A 15,349-nucleotide genomic window follows, 5' to 3' on the forward strand; every position below is an offset into this window, starting at 1 on the left:
CGCTCTTGCTCTGTCCTGCATAGGGCGGGGTAGACGCGAACGAGGGCCGCTATCGTGACGCGATTCCTCCAACCCGGGCCGTGCTCTTCGATCTCGATGGCGTCCGGCTCAAGCGGCTAAATCCGTGAGGTGTAACGAACACGCAACGCCGCCCGAATCGTTCACAGCATTCTGCCAGGATGAGCGCATGACAACACCGACTGAAACTCCCGCCGGCTGGTACGACGACGGCTCTGGCCGTCAGCGCTGGTGGGACGGTCAGCAATGGGGGAACTTCGCCGACGAGGCCGAGACTCGGGCTCCCATCGCGCCCCTCGATCCTGCCTTCACTGAGCCTGCTACGAAGAAGAAGCTCAATGTCCTCGCCCTCGTGTCCGCAATCGTCGCGGCCGTTGGCTTCATCTTTGCCTGCATCCCCGGCGCGCTGATCGTCGGCTGGATTCTGCTGCCGATCGCTTTCGTGCTGAGCATCGTCTCGTTGTTCCTCAAGGGGGACAAGAAGTGGCTCGGCATCGTCGGACTCATCGTTTCGATCATCGGAACTATCGTGGGTGTCGTCGTGTTCCTTGGAGTCATCGCGAACGCGGCGAATGACGCATTCGGAGGCGGCGACACCACGGTCAGCCAGCCCGAGTCGGAGCAGCCCGAGGAGGACGCAGCCGAGGAACCGGCCGAAGAGGCACCTGCGGAGGCCGCTCAGGGCTCCCGCGATAACCCGGCTCCGGTGGGGACGGAGATCAGCAACAGCGACTGGAGTGTCGTCGTCAACTCGGTGAACCCCGACGGAAACGCGGTCGTGTCCGAGGCGAACCAGTTCAACGAGCCGGCTCCGGCAGGCTCGCACTACGTGATCGTCAACTACACGGTGACGTACAAGGGTGCTGACTCTAGCTACGCGGCCGAGGTGATGCTCGACCTCGTCACTTCGACCGGGAACGTCGTCAACAGCTATGACGCTCTCGTGGTGCTTACGGACGGTATGGGCCTCGACGAGCTGTACACCGACGCTTCGGCGACCGGATCGCAGGCGTTCCTCGTGCCGGACGGGGAGACCTTCCTCGTGCGGGTGCAGCCTGGCATCCTCGCTGATGAGGCATTCATTCAGCCGTAATTCGTCTCCATGGCCAAAAGGCTCCGACCCCGCGATCAACCGGGTCGGAGCCTTTCGCTTCACTCCGAGCAGTGAGAACGAGGAAGGAACGCTATGCCCGTCGGTGAAGTCGAAGCTGCGGTATCTGCGATGGCAAGTGCTGACGGAATTGCACTCGTCCGCATGCCGCGGGTCGAATGGCTGAACACGCACGGCCACTTCGAACTCCCGCCGCAGGCTGCGGCTGGTCAGCCCGCGTTGCAGCGAGTGTTCGAAGAACTCGGGGGCGACGAGCGAGAACAACGATCAAAGCAACTTCGCACTCTTCCGAGCGACCTCTTCTATGTGGCGTCAGGAACGATGGTTGAGGTCGACGAAGTCCAGCACTTCACTTCGTTCCGAGCACTGACCATTCGGAAGGGTCTAGGCGCTGCAAGCGACATCGGGGCCGAGTACCTCGATCTCTGTCGAGAGTGGAGCTCGGTGGCCGATAAGTACCGCGCTTCCAAGACGGCGAAGGGTTTCCCGGGTCCTTTCGGGCGAGCGCGCCAGCGCGCGTACAACGACCTCCTGAGGGATCTCGTGGCACCCGCAATGGGCTACGGGCTTATCCGCGTCCCCGCGCCGAACTTGTCAGGGCGGGAGGCGTATAGCCTCGCTTCGGCGAAGCTTCAGCGACTTCGGTCCATCTGAGAGTTGTCGTGAGCGGATCGGCGGACAGTATGGTGATCCGATGCCTCCCATCCGAGCTGTGCTCTTCGACCTCGATGGCGTCGTCCGCCACTTCGACCCCGAGAACGTTGCCAGCATTGAGCGAGCTCACGAACTCGACCCAGGCTCGATCGAGGCCATCGCCTTCGCTCCACACCATCTCGAACAGGTGACGACCGGGCGCATTTCTCGCCGCGAGTGGGTTGAGCGGATCGGTGAAGAGCTCGGCAACGCTGAGGCTGCCGATGGATGGGGGAGTCAGCCCTTCCGCGTCGACGAGGAGGTGCTCGACCTTGTCGATGAACTGCGAGCGAACGGCATCCGCACTGCGATCTTGACCAACGGGACCGACACTATTCCGGACGAGGTCGCTTCGATCAACCTCGGCTCTCACTTCGAGTCTGTCTTCAACTCCGCTGAGATCGGGTGGACGAAGCCCGACGCGCGGGCGTTCCAGCACGTGCTCGATGAGCTGCAGCTCGCACCGCAGGAGGTGTTCTTCACCGATGATTCGGCGAGCAAGCTCGTCGGGGCGGAGGAGCTCGGGATGCTGACGCATCACTTCACGGGAGTGGCGGGACTTCGGGAGTCACTGCGCGCGTTGGGAGCACTTCGCACGGCTCGAAGTGATGCGTAGGTGGTTGACTCTGCGCGGTCTTGGGGCCACTGATCTGCCTGTTACCGCCCGCTGCGGGGCAGGGCCGTTGGAGTCTCAACGCTGTGGGGGCAGGATCAACATGGTGTCGTATGAGTGAACTTCACCGTTTGACGTCTCCGACGCTCGCGATCGTGTAGGGGCTGAGGTTCAGCGTGTCGCCCGCATACAGCGGTGTCAGGTACGCCTGATTCGTCGGCTCCACCGAGTGCAAGCTGCCGCGTCGAACCGCATTCAGCGCCTCGAACGAGTAGTGCCCAACGCAGAGCCGATCGCGGATTGCATTCTTGGAATCCCCCGGTGCGACCAAGTACGAAGCGAGAGTCCCATCCTCCGCGTAGCTCACTGTGCCTTCAGCTCCCGCCCGCGCGCCGAAATCGGCCATGGCCGCGTATAGGTCCACATCAAGCAGCTCATCGCTCAAGATCGTGGAATCGCCGCGGGGCAGCCGGCATTCCGGCGATTCTTCGGGCGCTGGCGTCCCGCTGGGCCCTGGCTCCGCGCTTGAACCATCCGCTGTTGTGACCGTCGCTGATTTTTCGACAGCTTCTGGAGCCAAGGCCGTACACCCGACGAGCGCTGCAGTGCAGAAGGCAGAGACGAGGGCGACCGTGAGGACGTTCGTGCGTTTCCACATGACCGCACGCTATCCAATGCCTGCACTACGACACCAGCTACCGCACATCCTCTACCCTCACGGCGTCCTGCCGCTGCCGGCCGGACGAGTAAGTTGAAGCCATGTTGCTCCTTCGAACCGGCCGCCTCCCGCTTTATGGCGCCGCCTTCGTCGTCTTGGTGCTCGGCAGTCTGACCGGTTGCGCTTCGTCCCCGAACCTAGGGGACGAGACCTCGACGGCACAGCCCTGGACAGCAACGCCGACGCCGACGCCGACGTCGACTGCCGCAGATGATGAAGCAACCTGTGCGGCGCTAGGCGACGTGCGGACCATTCTTTACAATTCGCTAGCCGCGTTCGAAACCGATCGCATGAGTCAGGACGAGCTGGACCGGTGGGCGGACCTCGCCTCTCGGGTTCTCAGCAACACCCCTAGTGCCGACCACGGGTCAATAGCTGACGCGGTCGACGCCGTGAAAGAGGCGGCTCCTGATGGGCAATCGCTTCTCGGGGCCTTCGCGTTAGGAGCGCATGACCCCACCGCGGACCTCGCGGCTGCGTGCGAAGCTGCCGGCTTCGCTGTTGTCATGTCCGGGTTCGTCGGCGGCTGACGGAAGGCTGACCAGGGCACAGCCCCTGCCATCCGTGTGACTATGGCCCAACCATTCTGACCGCCTCGCGTCCCGAGACGCATCCGACCCGCTCAGGGAGCGAAGGGGCGCTCCCGCCAAGAGATCCCCCGCCCGGCGATCCGCCTCCCGGCCTCATCCGCCGCAACCGGCTCCCCCACATCCGCCCCGACCTCGAGCCCCACGACCGAGTGCACGATCGTCCCCTCATACACGTGCACGAGGTTGTACCCCTGCGCGGCATCCTGCCCACGCGTAGCCCCGACCGGCTGAGCCAGATCCTGCCCGTACGCACTCGATGACGCGGCCGCCACCGGGATCCCCGCGAACGTGCCGAACGACGGGTGATGCACGTGCCCCGACAGGATCCCCCGCACATCTGACCCTGCTAGCACCGCAGCCAGCGCCGCCTGCTCGCGCAGCTCGACCGTCACCGCAAGGTCGAGCACGGTCGGCAGCGGCGGGTGATGGATCAGCAGCAGCGACCCCTCCGGCGCAGGCGTGGCCAACTCGGCCGCAAGCCACGACAGCTGCGCCTCATCGACCCGCCCCCAGTGCTGCCCGGGAACCGTCGAATCCAGCACGATCACCCGCATCCCACCGAACCACCGCACCTCGACCACAGCATCCGAACCGGCACCTGCGATACCGGACACCGGCGTTTCAAGATCGAGCCCCAACTCCGCCCGCATCGCCCCGCGCTCGTCGTGGTTGCCCATGGCCCACACGACCTCACACCCCAGCGCCTCAACCGCCGGTGCCACCAACTCCCGCAACCTCCGATACGACGACGCATCACCCCGATCCGCGAGATCCCCCGTGAACAGCAGCGCGTCAGGGCGAAGCCCGGAAGACACCAACCGGGCGAGCACAGACGCAAGGTTCGCATCGGCATCCGCCCCACTGCCATACAGCGGCGCGCGTTCACCGGGAAGGTGCGTATCGGAGATGTGCACGAAGGTGTGCGATGGGCGAGAGTGCTCGGTGAGGATCATTTCTCTTCCAGTGAGACGACGAACAAGTACAGGACAGAAGTCAGACGGCGGCGGCAGTCGACCCGGGCACGAGAGTTCCGACGAACGGCTGCCGCACGGTCTCCGAAGAGTCCGACTCAGCCCCCGATCCCGAGAGCAACCGCTGCATCGTCTCTACAGCCGCGGCCGCGACGGCCTCGACCGGAATCCGCAGCGTCGTCAGACCCAAGAGGTCAGCCCCGGGCAGGATGCCGTCGCACCCCGTAACGCTCACATCGCCGGGAACAGACAAGCCCGCAGCACGCAGAGCGCGCATGACCGCGAGCTGCCGATAGTCCGACGCGCACATGACGGCGGTCGCTCCGGAGCGCACGGCGTCCAGCGCCTCATCCACTCCATTGGTCGGCGCCGCCCCCGCAGACACCCGAGCCACCGAAGCCCCACCGGCGACCAACGTCGACTCCATCGCCGAAGCCCGAAGGTGCTCAGCGAACGAGACATCCTCCGCGCCGGAGAGCACCACCACCCGCCGATGCCCCAACGACAAGACATGCGACGCCAACATCCGCCCATGCTCCGGATCGTCATAGTGCGCGGTATGGATCCCGGAAGCCGTCTCAACCCGCCCCGCGCGCACGATCGGCACCTGGTCGGCGAACGGCTCGAGCTGCGCGGCCGTGATGCCACCGGTCGCCACGATCAGCCCGGCCACACGCATGCCGAGCAGCCGGTGCAGCGCATTGACCTGCTCGGCGCCCTGCTCGTCGGCGCCGATCGTCACGGTCACGAGGTCGAGCCCCCGCCTGTGGGCCTCATCCTGCAGCCGCGAGAACAGCAGACCGTAGGCCGGGTTGCTCGCATCGCGCAGCATCAGTCCGACGGTTCCGGTGCGGCCGGCGGCGAGCTCGGCGGCCATCGTGTTGCGCACGTATCCGAGGCGCTCGGCCTCGGCGAGGATCCGCTCCTGGGTTTCGGGCGCGAACCGCCCCTCGCCCTTCAGCGCCCTGGTCGCGGTGGCCCGGGAGACCCCGGCGGCCGCCGCGACATCACTGACCGTGACACGCAGCCCCGGACCATCCGAAGGCGATGCACCACTCACGCGCGCGCCTTCTTGGCCTTGCGGGGCGCTCCGGCGCGCGAACCTCGTCCATACACGAGATACATGGTGACACCCATGATGATCATCAGCAGCACTGTGTAGACGAACGTGATCGGCATCGCGTCGAGATTGTTCTCGCCGCGCGTGCTCTCTTGAATCGCCACACCGAGCGGCTTGAACAGCGGGTGGTAGAGGAAGATCGCCGCGTCGTAGTCGTCGAGCAGGCTGTTGAAGTTCAGCGCCGTGATCGCCGCGGCCGTGGGCAGCGCCAGCGGCACCAGCACCTTGCGGAACGTCGTCAGCGACTTCGCCCCGAGAATGCGCGAGGCGTCTTCGAGCGAATCGGGCACCGACGCGAACCCGGCCTTGAGCAGGCGCAGCGTGAACGGGATCTTCACGCAGATGTAGGCGATGAGCAGCAGGATCGGCGTGCCGGTCAGCACGAAGCCGCCCACGATCGCCCGCGGCTCGTCGAACGCGGTCACCAGGGCGAGCGCGATGAGCACGATCGGCAGGATCCACGGGATGTGCAGCACGTACTCGATCGCGGTGGTCAGCAGGTTGCGGTGCTTCTGCAGCATGCGCGCCACGAACAGCAGACCGCCGACCACGACGAGCGATGCGACGGCGCTGTAGACGACGCTGACGATGAACGGACGGATCGCCTCGGCGCTCGAGAACACGGTGATGTAGTTGTCGAGCGTGAAGCTGTCGAGGGTGATCGACCCGGCGAGGATGCTGCGCGCATCGACGAACGAGAAGATCACGATCAGCACGACCGGGATCAGGTAGATCACCCATAGCAGGTACGCGATGGCGTGCACGACGACGTTCGCGAACGGGTTGCGGATCTTCTGCTTCTGGATCGGCGTCGCCACCTTCGCGACCGAGAAGTACACGCCCGACTTCTCGAAGCGGTTCATGATCGCGAGCAGGATGATCGTCGCGATGCCGAGCACGATCGCCAGGAGAGCTGCGATGTCACGCGTGATCGGGCTGCGCGAGAGGTCGATGATCAGCGGCGCGACGGTCTGGAAGTCGGGCCCGCCGAGCACGAGCGGAGCCGTCAGCGCCCCGAGCCCGATGAGGAACGTGAGCACCGTGACGGCGAACAGCATCGGCTTCATCACCGGCAGCACGATGCGGCGCAGGATCGTCCAGGTCGAGGCGCCCATGAGCTTGGCCGCCTCGATCGACGCGTAGTCGACCTTGCCGAGGGAGGAGGAGAGGAACAGCATGTGGTTCGTCGTGGTCGCGAACGTCATCACGAAGACCACGGCGAAGTACCCCGAGAACCAGTCGCGGTCCATGTCGGGCCACCAGTTGACCATCATGTTCGTGAAGAACCCGAACCGGCCGTAGATGAAGTTGTATCCGGCGGCCAGCACGATGCCGCCGTAGATCAGGGTCGTGGCATAGCCGAGCCAGAGGATCTTCGCTCCGCGCACCTGGAAGTACTTCGTCACCAGCACGATGAACACACCGACCACGTTGACCGTGATCGACAGCGTGACCGCGAGCAGGAAGCTGTTGCCGAGGGTCTTCAGCGCACGCTCGCTGCCGAACAGCTTCTCGACGGCACGGATGCTGAACTGCCCGTCGGGGAAGAACGTGACCCCGAGCAGAGCGGCGTTGGGAAGTACGAGGAACGCCGCGGCGAACCAGATCACGATGATGCCCGTGATCCAGGCGAGGGGCGAGCGCAGCATCGCCTTCACGCTGCCGGGGCGCCCTCTCTTGTTGAGCCGCGGTCCCGCCGTCTGACCCTCGACGACAGCTTCGGTCGTCAAGGAGCCGGCTTCTCCGGTCACGGCCGCTGAGGGCGGGACCGCGGGGTGTGAGGGGTTCTGGGGGTTCCGAGCGTCCGACATGTCACGCCGCCGGATACTGCAGGATCCAGCGCGGATCGACGTCGACGCGCACTGCGTCGCCGGGGTTCCACTGGCGCGCGCTCGCCGCGGCGGGAACGCTGACGCGCAGCGCAGCATCCTCTGCCGTCACCGTGTAGACGCTGTGGCTGCCGTGGTACGTGCGGTCGACGATCGTGCCGGCGAGCGACGCGGATGCCGTCGAGCTGTCGCCCGCCTCGGCGAGATGCAGCTTCTCGGGTCGCACGTAGCTCTCGGCCGTGGCGTCGAGTCCGCCGCCGAGGCTCGTGATCTGCGCCGGGCTGAGACGGTTGTTCTCGCCGATGAAGCGGCAGACGAACGGCGTCGCGCTGCGGTCGTAGATCTCTTCCGGCGTGCCCACCTGCTGCAGCGTTCCGGCGTCGAGCACGGCGATGCGGTCGCTGAGCGTGAGCGCCTCTTCTTGGTCGTGCGTGACGTAGACCGTGGTCACACCGACCTCGTGCTGCAGGTCTTTCAGCTGTTCACGCAGCTGCACGCGCAGCTTCGCGTCGAGGTTCGACAGCGGCTCATCGAGCAGCAGGATGCTGGGGGTCAGCGCGAGAGCGCGGGCGATGGCCACACGCTGCTGCTGCCCGCCCGAGAGCTCCGAGACGTTCTTCTCGAGCTGCGACGGCGCGAGGCCCGTGCGGTCGGCGATCTCGTCGACGCGGCGGCGCTGCTCGGCCTTCGACGTCTTCTGGATCGACAGCCCGAACGCGATGTTCTCGCGCACGTTCATGCTGGGGAACAGGGCGTAGTTCTGGAACACCATGCCCACGCCGCGCTTCTCGCTCGGCACGCGAGTGACGTCACGGCCGTTGATGTGGATGCGACCGCCCGTCGGCTCGACGAACCCGGCGAGTGTGCGGAGGGCGGTGGTCTTGCCGCATCCGGACGGACCCAGGAGGGTGAAGAACTCACCCTCCTGGATCTCCAGATCGAGGTGCGAGACCGCGCGGTGATCGCCGAACGCGACCTCGACATCTTCGAAACGGATCATGGTGTCTTTCCGGCTAGTGCGAGAGGAGGGGTGGTGTCGTGCGAGATCAGCCGATGTACTCGAGCGTGACCTTCTCGACCCAGGCACCGAGGTTCTCGCTCACGAAGCCGAAGTCGATGTCCTGACGGTCGAGGGTGCCCATGAGCTCGACGACCTCGGGGTTGGCCTGCTCGACCGCACCCTCGTTGACGGGCATCGAGTTGAACTCGGCCGCGAACTCGCCCTGCACCTCGGCGCTGCCGAACCAGTCGATGAACTCCTGGGCCTTCTCCTCGTTGCCGGTGCCGTTGATCTGCGCGATCTGCTCGGTGACATACGGCACGCCGTAGTCGGGCACGATCATGCCGGTCTTCGTGCCGTACTCCTCGTCGCGCGCGGCGATGCCGCTCGAGGGCAGCACGCCGTAGTCGATCTCGCCACGCGTGATGCGGGCGTAGAGGTCGGTGCCCTCGACCGCGGGCGATCCGTTGGCGTAGTACGACTTCACCAGGTCCCAGCCCTCGTCGCTGACGCCGAGGTCGCCGTCTTCGTCGAGGTGACGCGACAGGATGCTGGCGAGCACGAGCTGCGGGGTGGCCTGGCCGAGCGCCGGGTTGACCTCGTAGCGGCCCGCGTACTCCTCGTCGGTCCAGAGGTCCTCCTCGTCGGAAGGAGCGTCGGTGATGGTGTTCTCGTCATAGACCGTGACAATGGCCTGCTCGACGAGCGGCCAGAACGCTCCGTCAGCGGGGTCGCCCGCATCGGCCGGAACCTCGCCGCTCCACTCGGGCTCGTAGGCGGTGATCGCCTCTTCGGCCTTGAGCTGCTCGAAGAACATGTTGTTCAGACCGAACACCACGTCACCGACCGGGTTGTTCTTCTCGGCGATGATGCGGTTGGTGAGGTCGGCGCCGCCGAGACCCACGATCTCGATGTCGATGCCGGCATCTGCGGCCTTCTCGGTGATCCACTCGCCACGGCCGTCGCTGTTCGAGTTCGTGTAGACGATGAGGGTCGCATCCGACCCGCCGTCGCTCGAACCGCCGTCGGACTCGGTGCTGCCGCCTGCGCAGCCGGTGAGGGTCACGGCCGCCACCGCAGCGATTCCCAGGAGAGACCAGCGCTTCTTTCGGATGTCGACCATGGTCGCCTTTCTCGTCATCGAGGTATGTCTGATCCGACTTTACCGCGATGTTGTGGTTTACGTACAACGAAGTGTCTGATTCTTAGCCGCGTTCGCGCGACCGCACTCAAGATAGGCGTCCGAGGTGAACGCACGGGGAGTGCGAAGTGAACTGTCGACGCTGTGCCTCGCCTGACGCCTGACGCCTGACGCCTGACGCCTGTCGCCTGTGCGGTGGGTGGTCAGTAATGCACCTGAAGCGGCCGTGAGGGATGCGAAAGTGGCCACTCACGCGAGGGGCGTGCGGTGGGTGGTCAGTAGTGCACCTGAAGTGCCCGGGAGGGGTGCGAAAGTGACCACTCACGCGCGGTCGAACCGAGGGCGAGCGTCAGGCGGAGAACGCCGGAACGGCCTCGATCAGCATCCGGGTGTACTCCTCTTGCGGAGCCGTGAAGATCTGCGCGGCATCGCCGCACTCCACGAGCGTGCCGTGCTTGAGCACGGCGACGCGGTCGGCGGTCTCGGCGACGACACCGAGGTCGTGCGTGATGAAGAGGTAGCTCAGCTCGCGCTCGCGCTGCAGTTCGTCGAGCAGCGCGAGGATCTGCGCCTGCACCGACACGTCGAGCGCCGAGACGGCCTCGTCGAGCACGAGGAACTCCGGGTCAAGCGCGAGAGCGCGGGCGATGGCCACGCGCTGCCGCTGGCCGCCGGACAGCTCGTCGGGGAACCGACCCAGCATCCCGTCGGGAAGAGCGACCTGCTCCGACAGCTCGACGGCGCGCTTCGACCGCGACGACCGGTCGCCCTCGCCGAACGACAGCAGCGGCTCGGTGATGAGCTGCTCGATCGTCATGCGCGGATTCAGGGAGTCGAACGGGCTCTGGTAGACCATCTGGAACCGCCGCCGCAGCTGACGCAGCTTCTCGCCCTTGAGGTGGGTGATGTCCTCGCCGGCGAACGAGATGGATCCCGAGGTCGGCTCCTCCAGCCGCAGCACGAGCCGCGCGAGCGTGCTCTTGCCCGACCCCGACTCGCCCACGACAGCGAGCGTCTCGCCGCGGCGCACCTCGAGAGAGACGGCGTCGACGGCGGTCAGCGTGCGGCGCTCGCCCTCGCCCTTGGGCAGCGGGAAGACCTTGGTGAGCTCGGAGACCCGGACGATCGGCTCGCCGCCGAACTCGATGCGGGCCTGGGTGGATGCCGTCCGCCGCTCATGTGCACTCAGCCGCGGTGCGGCGGCGATGAGCTTGCGGGTGTACTCGTGCGTCGGCGCGGTCATCACCTGCGCGGCAGGACCGGAGTCCACGATCTCGCCCTGCTTCATGACGACGACCCGGTCGGCCCGCTCGGCCGCCATGCCCAGGTCGTGGGTGATCAGCAGGATCGCGGTGCCCAGCTCCTGCGTGAGGTTCGCGAGGTGGTCGAGGATCTGCTTCTGCACGGTGACGTCGAGGGCGCTCGTCGGCTCATCGGCGATGATCAGGCTCGGCTGCGCGGCCAGCGCTCCCGCGATCAGCGCGCGCTGCTTCATGCCGCCCGAGAACTGGTGCGGATACTGCTTCGCCCGTTCGGCCGGATACGTCAGTCCTGCCATCTCGAGCAGTTCGACGGCACGATCATGCGCGTCGTGCTTGGTCGCGAGTCCGTGCACGAGCAGCGGCTCCGCCACCTGCACGCCCACGCGTCGCACCGGGTTGAGAGAGAGTGCGGGGTCCTGGGGGACCAGTCCGATCAGACGGCCCCGGATGCTGCGCCAGCGGCGTTCGCTCAGCGGGATCAGGTCTTCGCCGTCGAACTCGATGCGCCCGCCGGTGACCTCGGCGTTCGGCGCGAGGAGGTTCATGATCGACTGCGCGACCGTGCTCTTGCCGGATCCGGATTCGCCGACGATCGCGACCACTTCACCGCGGCCCACGCTGAGGTTCACCCCGCGGACCGCATCGACCTCGCGGTCGCCGATCCGATAGGCGACGCGCAGATCCTCGACGCGCAGGATGTCGTCACGCGCGGCGGGTCGGCCGCCGGGTGTCGGGTTCACGGCCTCGCTGGGTCGGGCGGACTCATCGGCGGTCGCGGCGATGTCCTTCGGCATGCGTCCTCCTCGTCGAGCACGGGTCGTGTCATCAGCACTGATCATCTTCTCGTTCACGCTAGGCGTGAGGATTCATCCCGATCAAGCACTACATCGGCATTGGGCAATGCGCCCACTGCATAGATCAGTCGTCGTGATCCACGTCGTCGATCAGGTTCAGCAGACGCTCGACGAGGGGATTGTGCGACTCGGAGTTCCACGCGATGTCGAGCTCGACGCTGTTCACCCGCGACGACGGATCGGCCTCGCTGATCGGCAGCAGCGTCACGGTGTCGGGAGAGATCCGCTCGGCCGACTGCGGCACGAGCGTGAACCCGATGCCGGCGCTGACCATCGCCAGCAGGGCGGGCACCTGCCCGGCGTACTGCACGATGTGCGGGTGCACCCCGCTCGCCACGAACATCGACAGCAGCAGGTCGTGGAAGTAGCGCGCGCCGCTCGGGGAGTACATGAGCAGCGACTCGTCCTTGAGGTCGATGAGCTTCACGGGCTCGGAGCGCTGCGCCAGTGCCGAGTCGCTGGGGAGCGCCACCGCCAGCCGCTCGCGGTACACCGCGCGGCTGCTGATCTGCGGTCGGGCGAGCAGTGGTCGCATCAGGCCGATGTCGACCGTGCCCTTCTCGAGCTCTTCCACCTGGTCGAGCGAGACGAGTTCGCGCAGCAGCAGGGTGACGCCGGGCAGCTCGGCCGACGCGCGCCGCAGCAGATCGGGCACCACGGCCTGCCCGGCCATCGCGGTGTAGGCGATCGTGACGGTTCCGGCGGCGCCCTCGCCGACCGAGCGCACATCCGAGACCGCCTTCGCCGCGAGGTCGATCAGGCGCCGCGCGTTGGGCAGCAGCGCGCGCCCGGCCTGAGTCAGCGCGACGCGACGGCTGGTGCGATCGAAGAGCCTCGTCGACAGCTCGCGCTCGAGCTGCTGGATCTGCCGACTGAGCGGCGGCTGCGTCATCTTGAGTCGGGTCGCGGCCGCACCGAAGTGCAGTTCCTCCGCGACGGCGATGAAGCATTCGAGCTGTACCAGCGAGATCATCGATCCACTCCCGACATTGATCAGTGCGAGTTTTGGTTTGTCCGCGCATCTGTCCCCACCATAGTGTCGGAGAAACTCGATGACGCGGAATCCGTCGAAGCGGAGTCCCGGAGTCTCACCAACGGAGGCGTGATGTCCGAAGAGCTCCTGCTGTCTGTCCCGGCTGCCACGCGGTTGTCCGAGAACGCGGTGCGGTCCGTCCGCATCACGCCGGTCGCATTCCACGACCCGCCGCTACTCAACACCGTCGGCGTGCACGAGCCGCTCGCGCTGCGCGCCATCGTGCAGGTGACCACCGAATCGGGCGTCGTCGGACTCGGCGAGACCTACGGCGACAGCGCGCACCTGCAGCGATTGCGGGTCGCCGCCGACGCCGTACTCGGCTGCAACGTGTTCGCCACGAACGACCTGCGCGCGCGGGTCGAACGCAGTGTGGCCGGCGACGGCGTGCAGGGCGGACACGGCATGTCGGGCATGGTCACCGGCACGAGCACCGGCGACCGTGTGCTCTCGCCGTTCGACGTGGCCGCCGTCGACATCCGCGGCAAGCTGCTCGGCATGCCCGCCAGCGAGCTGCTGGGCGGACGGGTGCGGGATGCGGTGCCGTTCAGCGGCTACCTCTTCTACAAGTGGGCAGGGCACCCGGGCAAGGCATCCGACGAATGGGGCGAGGCGCTGACGCCGGACGGAATCGTCTCGCAGGCCCGTCGCATCGTCGACACCTACGGCTTCACAGCGCTCAAGCTCAAGGCCGGTGTCCTCGCGCCCGACGACGAGATCGCCGCGATCCTCGCGCTGCGCGAGGAGTTCCCCGACCACCCCCTGCGCATTGATCCGAACGGGGCCTGGACCGTCGAGACCTCGCTGCGGGTCGCCGATGCGCTGAAGGACGTGCTCGAATACCTCGAAGACCCCACCCCGGGTCTCGAGGGCATGGCCGAGGTGCGCCGCCACACCGACCTGCCGCTCGCCACCAACATGTGCGTCGTCGCGTTCTCGCACATCGCGGATGCCGTGCGCCTCGGTGCGATCGACATCGTGCTCTCAGACCACCACTTCTGGGGAGGTCTCGAACGATCCCGACTGCTCGCCGGCTTCGCCGAGACTCTCGGGTGGGGACTCTCGATGCACTCGAACTCGCACCTCGGGATCAGCCTCGCGGCGATGACCCACCTCGCTGCGGCCACCCCGGGCGTCGGCTATGCGTGCGACACGCACTGGCCGTGGAAGCGCGAGGACGAAGACGTCATCGCGCCGGGCGCACTGACATTCCGCGACGGATCGCTGGCGGTGCCGACCGCACCGGGACTCGGCGTCGAGCTCGACCCCGAGGCGCTCGCGCGACTGCACAGGCAGTACCTCGACGGCGGCATCCGGGAGCGCGACGACACCGGCTACATGCAGCGCGTCGATCCCGGATACGTGCTCGAGAGCCCCCGCTGGTGAACGCGCCGCTGCGCATCGCGGTCACCGATCCGATCATGTCGGCGTTCGCCGACGATCTGCGCCGCACCGCGCGCCCGCACGAGTGGGTGTTCGCCGACCTCGACGTGCCCGGTTCGACGCGAGCGGCGATCGAGGGCGCCGACGTGGTGATCTGCTCGCGGCTCACGGTCGCAGAGATGGCAGGGGCCGATCGCGTGCGTCTCGTGCATGCGACGGGTGCGGGCGTCGACCGGGTGGAAGCCGGTGCCGTGCCCGACGACGTGCCGCTGTGCAACACCGGTCACCACGGCGCCGCGATCGCCGAGCACGTGATCATGACCGCACTTATGCTGCGCCGTCGCGCGATCGACGCCGATGCCGAGATGCGTCGGGGGGAGTGGCGGACGATCGCGACGGCAGGCGCCCCGTACCATCGCTCGCTCGCCGGCAGCACCCTCGGACTGGTCGGCTACGGCGAGATCGGCCGCTCCGTCGCCCACCTCGCGAAGGCCTTCGGCATGCGCGTGGTCGCGATGCGTCGGCATCCTGATGCAGGCGGCCCCGGAACCGAACTGCTCGATCAGGTGTACGGCGAGGATCAGCTGCATCCGCTGCTGCGGGAGAGCGATGTCGTCGTCGTCACCGCGCCCCTGACCGAGAGCACGCGAGGGATGATCGATGCCGACGCGTTCGCGCAGCTGAACGGCGACGCGCTGGTCATCAACGTCGCCCGCGGGGCTCTCATCGACGAGGACGCACTGTTCTCGGCCCTCAGCGAGGGACGCATCGGGGGAGCGGCGATCGACGTGTGGTGGGAGGCGCCGCAGGGCGCGCAGGCTCCACCCGTCGTGCAGAGATTCGCCGCGCTCGATCGGGTCGTGCTCACCCCGCACCACTCGGGCCATGCCCGCGAGGTCTTCACGGCGCGGGCAGCCGACATCGCCCGCAACATCGACCTGCTCGACGCGGGCCTCCCACTCGAGCGTCAGGTGCGCTGAGGCGGCTGGCCGTGGGCGGGTCGCTCCGGCATC

General features: G+C 66.8%; 13 protein-coding genes. 5 read left to right on the top strand and 8 right to left on the bottom strand.

Annotated features, from left to right (window positions below; genetic code table 11):
* The first annotated feature begins 187 nt into the window (after positions 1–187).
* The 3 genes from ACIPV5_RS03295 to ACIPV5_RS03305 all read left to right on the top strand — a co-directional run bounded on the left by ACIPV5_RS03295 (position 188) and on the right by ACIPV5_RS03305 (position 2,438).
* Positions 188–1,111, top strand: coding sequence for a DUF2510 domain-containing protein (locus tag ACIPV5_RS03295; protein ID WP_400339703.1), 924 nt, complete (start codon positions 188–190; stop codon positions 1,109–1,111).
* Positions 1,112–1,204: 93 nt separating this feature from the next.
* Positions 1,205–1,783, top strand: a complete 579-nt coding sequence (locus ACIPV5_RS03300; RefSeq protein WP_400339705.1) for a hypothetical protein — start codon at positions 1,205–1,207, stop codon at positions 1,781–1,783.
* Positions 1,784–1,823: 40 nt separating this feature from the next.
* Positions 1,824–2,438 (top strand): HAD family hydrolase, encoded by a 615-nt coding sequence (locus ACIPV5_RS03305; protein WP_400339708.1) that lies wholly within the window; start codon positions 1,824–1,826, stop codon positions 2,436–2,438.
* Positions 2,439–2,559: 121 nt separating this feature from the next.
* Here ACIPV5_RS03305 and ACIPV5_RS03310 read toward each other — a convergent pair whose 3' ends face one another.
* From ACIPV5_RS03310 to ACIPV5_RS03345, 8 genes are all read right to left on the bottom strand, one after another.
* On the bottom strand, positions 2,560–3,093 hold the full coding sequence (locus tag ACIPV5_RS03310; protein WP_400339711.1) for a hypothetical protein: 534 nt from the start codon (positions 3,091–3,093) through the stop codon (positions 2,560–2,562).
* Between the two features lie 682 nt (positions 3,094–3,775).
* Positions 3,776–4,696: a metallophosphoesterase gene (locus ACIPV5_RS03315; RefSeq protein WP_400339714.1), complete on the bottom strand. Its 921-nt coding sequence runs from the start codon at positions 4,694–4,696 to the stop codon at positions 3,776–3,778.
* A 40-nt stretch (positions 4,697–4,736) separates the two neighbouring features.
* The gene (locus ACIPV5_RS03320; RefSeq protein ID WP_400339716.1) at positions 4,737–5,774 is read right to left on the bottom strand and encodes a LacI family DNA-binding transcriptional regulator; all 1,038 of its coding nucleotides are present in this window, start codon (positions 5,772–5,774) and stop codon (positions 4,737–4,739) included.
* Positions 5,771–7,564, bottom strand: coding sequence for an ABC transporter permease (locus ACIPV5_RS03325; RefSeq protein WP_400339719.1), 1,794 nt, complete (start codon positions 7,562–7,564; stop codon positions 5,771–5,773). Before ACIPV5_RS03325 ends, ACIPV5_RS03320 begins: the two co-directional genes overlap by 4 nt.
* An 82-nt stretch (positions 7,565–7,646) precedes the next feature.
* Positions 7,647–8,663, bottom strand: a complete 1,017-nt coding sequence (locus ACIPV5_RS03330; RefSeq protein ID WP_295100967.1) for an ABC transporter ATP-binding protein — start codon at positions 8,661–8,663, stop codon at positions 7,647–7,649.
* 46 nt (positions 8,664–8,709) lie between these two features.
* Positions 8,710–9,786 (bottom strand): extracellular solute-binding protein, encoded by a 1,077-nt coding sequence (locus ACIPV5_RS03335; RefSeq protein WP_053098430.1) that lies wholly within the window; start codon positions 9,784–9,786, stop codon positions 8,710–8,712.
* Positions 9,787–10,153: 367 nt separating this feature from the next.
* On the bottom strand, positions 10,154–11,860 hold the full coding sequence (locus ACIPV5_RS03340; protein WP_400339723.1) for a dipeptide ABC transporter ATP-binding protein: 1,707 nt from the start codon (positions 11,858–11,860) through the stop codon (positions 10,154–10,156).
* 124 nt (positions 11,861–11,984) lie between these two features.
* Positions 11,985–12,893 carry a LysR family transcriptional regulator gene (locus tag ACIPV5_RS03345; protein ID WP_400339726.1) on the bottom strand — a complete coding sequence of 303 codons (909 nt, stop codon included), beginning with the start codon at positions 12,891–12,893 and terminating at the stop codon, positions 11,985–11,987.
* Between the two features lie 132 nt (positions 12,894–13,025).
* Here ACIPV5_RS03345 and ACIPV5_RS03350 point away from each other — a divergent pair, with 132 nt between their 5' ends.
* Together ACIPV5_RS03350 and ACIPV5_RS03355 are read left to right on the top strand one after the other, a co-directional pair.
* Positions 13,026–14,339 carry a glucarate dehydratase family protein gene (locus ACIPV5_RS03350; protein ID WP_400339729.1) on the top strand — a complete coding sequence of 438 codons (1,314 nt, stop codon included), beginning with the start codon at positions 13,026–13,028 and terminating at the stop codon, positions 14,337–14,339.
* A complete protein-coding gene (locus ACIPV5_RS03355; RefSeq protein ID WP_400339731.1) occupies positions 14,336–15,316 on the top strand; it encodes a 2-hydroxyacid dehydrogenase in 981 nt (326 codons plus the stop codon). The genes ACIPV5_RS03350 and ACIPV5_RS03355 overlap by 4 nt, the downstream gene beginning before the upstream one ends.
* The last annotated feature ends 33 nt before the right edge of the window (positions 15,317–15,349 follow it).

Origin of the sequence: Microbacterium sp. NPDC090014, from assembly GCF_044748285.1 — a bacterium.
Classification (GTDB): domain Bacteria; phylum Actinomycetota; class Actinomycetes; order Actinomycetales; family Microbacteriaceae; genus Microbacterium.

Excerpts from the sequence above, each read along its gene's own strand:
- ACIPV5_RS03295 (WP_400339703.1), top strand. The coding sequence starts at position 188 with ATGACAACACCGACTGAAACTCCCGCCGGCTGGTACGACGACGGCTCT.
- ACIPV5_RS03300 (WP_400339705.1), top strand. The coding sequence starts at position 1,205 with ATGCCCGTCGGTGAAGTCGAAGCTGCGGTATCTGCGATGGCAAGTGCT.
- ACIPV5_RS03305 (WP_400339708.1), top strand. The coding sequence starts at position 1,824 with ATGCCTCCCATCCGAGCTGTGCTCTTCGACCTCGATGGCGTCGTCCGC.
- ACIPV5_RS03310 (WP_400339711.1), bottom strand. The coding sequence starts at position 3,093 with ATGTGGAAACGCACGAACGTCCTCACGGTCGCCCTCGTCTCTGCCTTC.
- ACIPV5_RS03315 (WP_400339714.1), bottom strand. The coding sequence starts at position 4,696 with ATGATCCTCACCGAGCACTCTCGCCCATCGCACACCTTCGTGCACATC.
- ACIPV5_RS03330 (WP_295100967.1), bottom strand. The coding sequence starts at position 8,663 with ATGATCCGTTTCGAAGATGTCGAGGTCGCGTTCGGCGATCACCGCGCG.
- ACIPV5_RS03335 (WP_053098430.1), bottom strand. The coding sequence starts at position 9,786 with ATGGTCGACATCCGAAAGAAGCGCTGGTCTCTCCTGGGAATCGCTGCG.
- ACIPV5_RS03340 (WP_400339723.1), bottom strand. The coding sequence starts at position 11,860 with ATGCCGAAGGACATCGCCGCGACCGCCGATGAGTCCGCCCGACCCAGC.
- ACIPV5_RS03345 (WP_400339726.1), bottom strand. The coding sequence starts at position 12,893 with ATGATCTCGCTGGTACAGCTCGAATGCTTCATCGCCGTCGCGGAGGAA.
- ACIPV5_RS03350 (WP_400339729.1), top strand. The coding sequence starts at position 13,026 with ATGTCCGAAGAGCTCCTGCTGTCTGTCCCGGCTGCCACGCGGTTGTCC.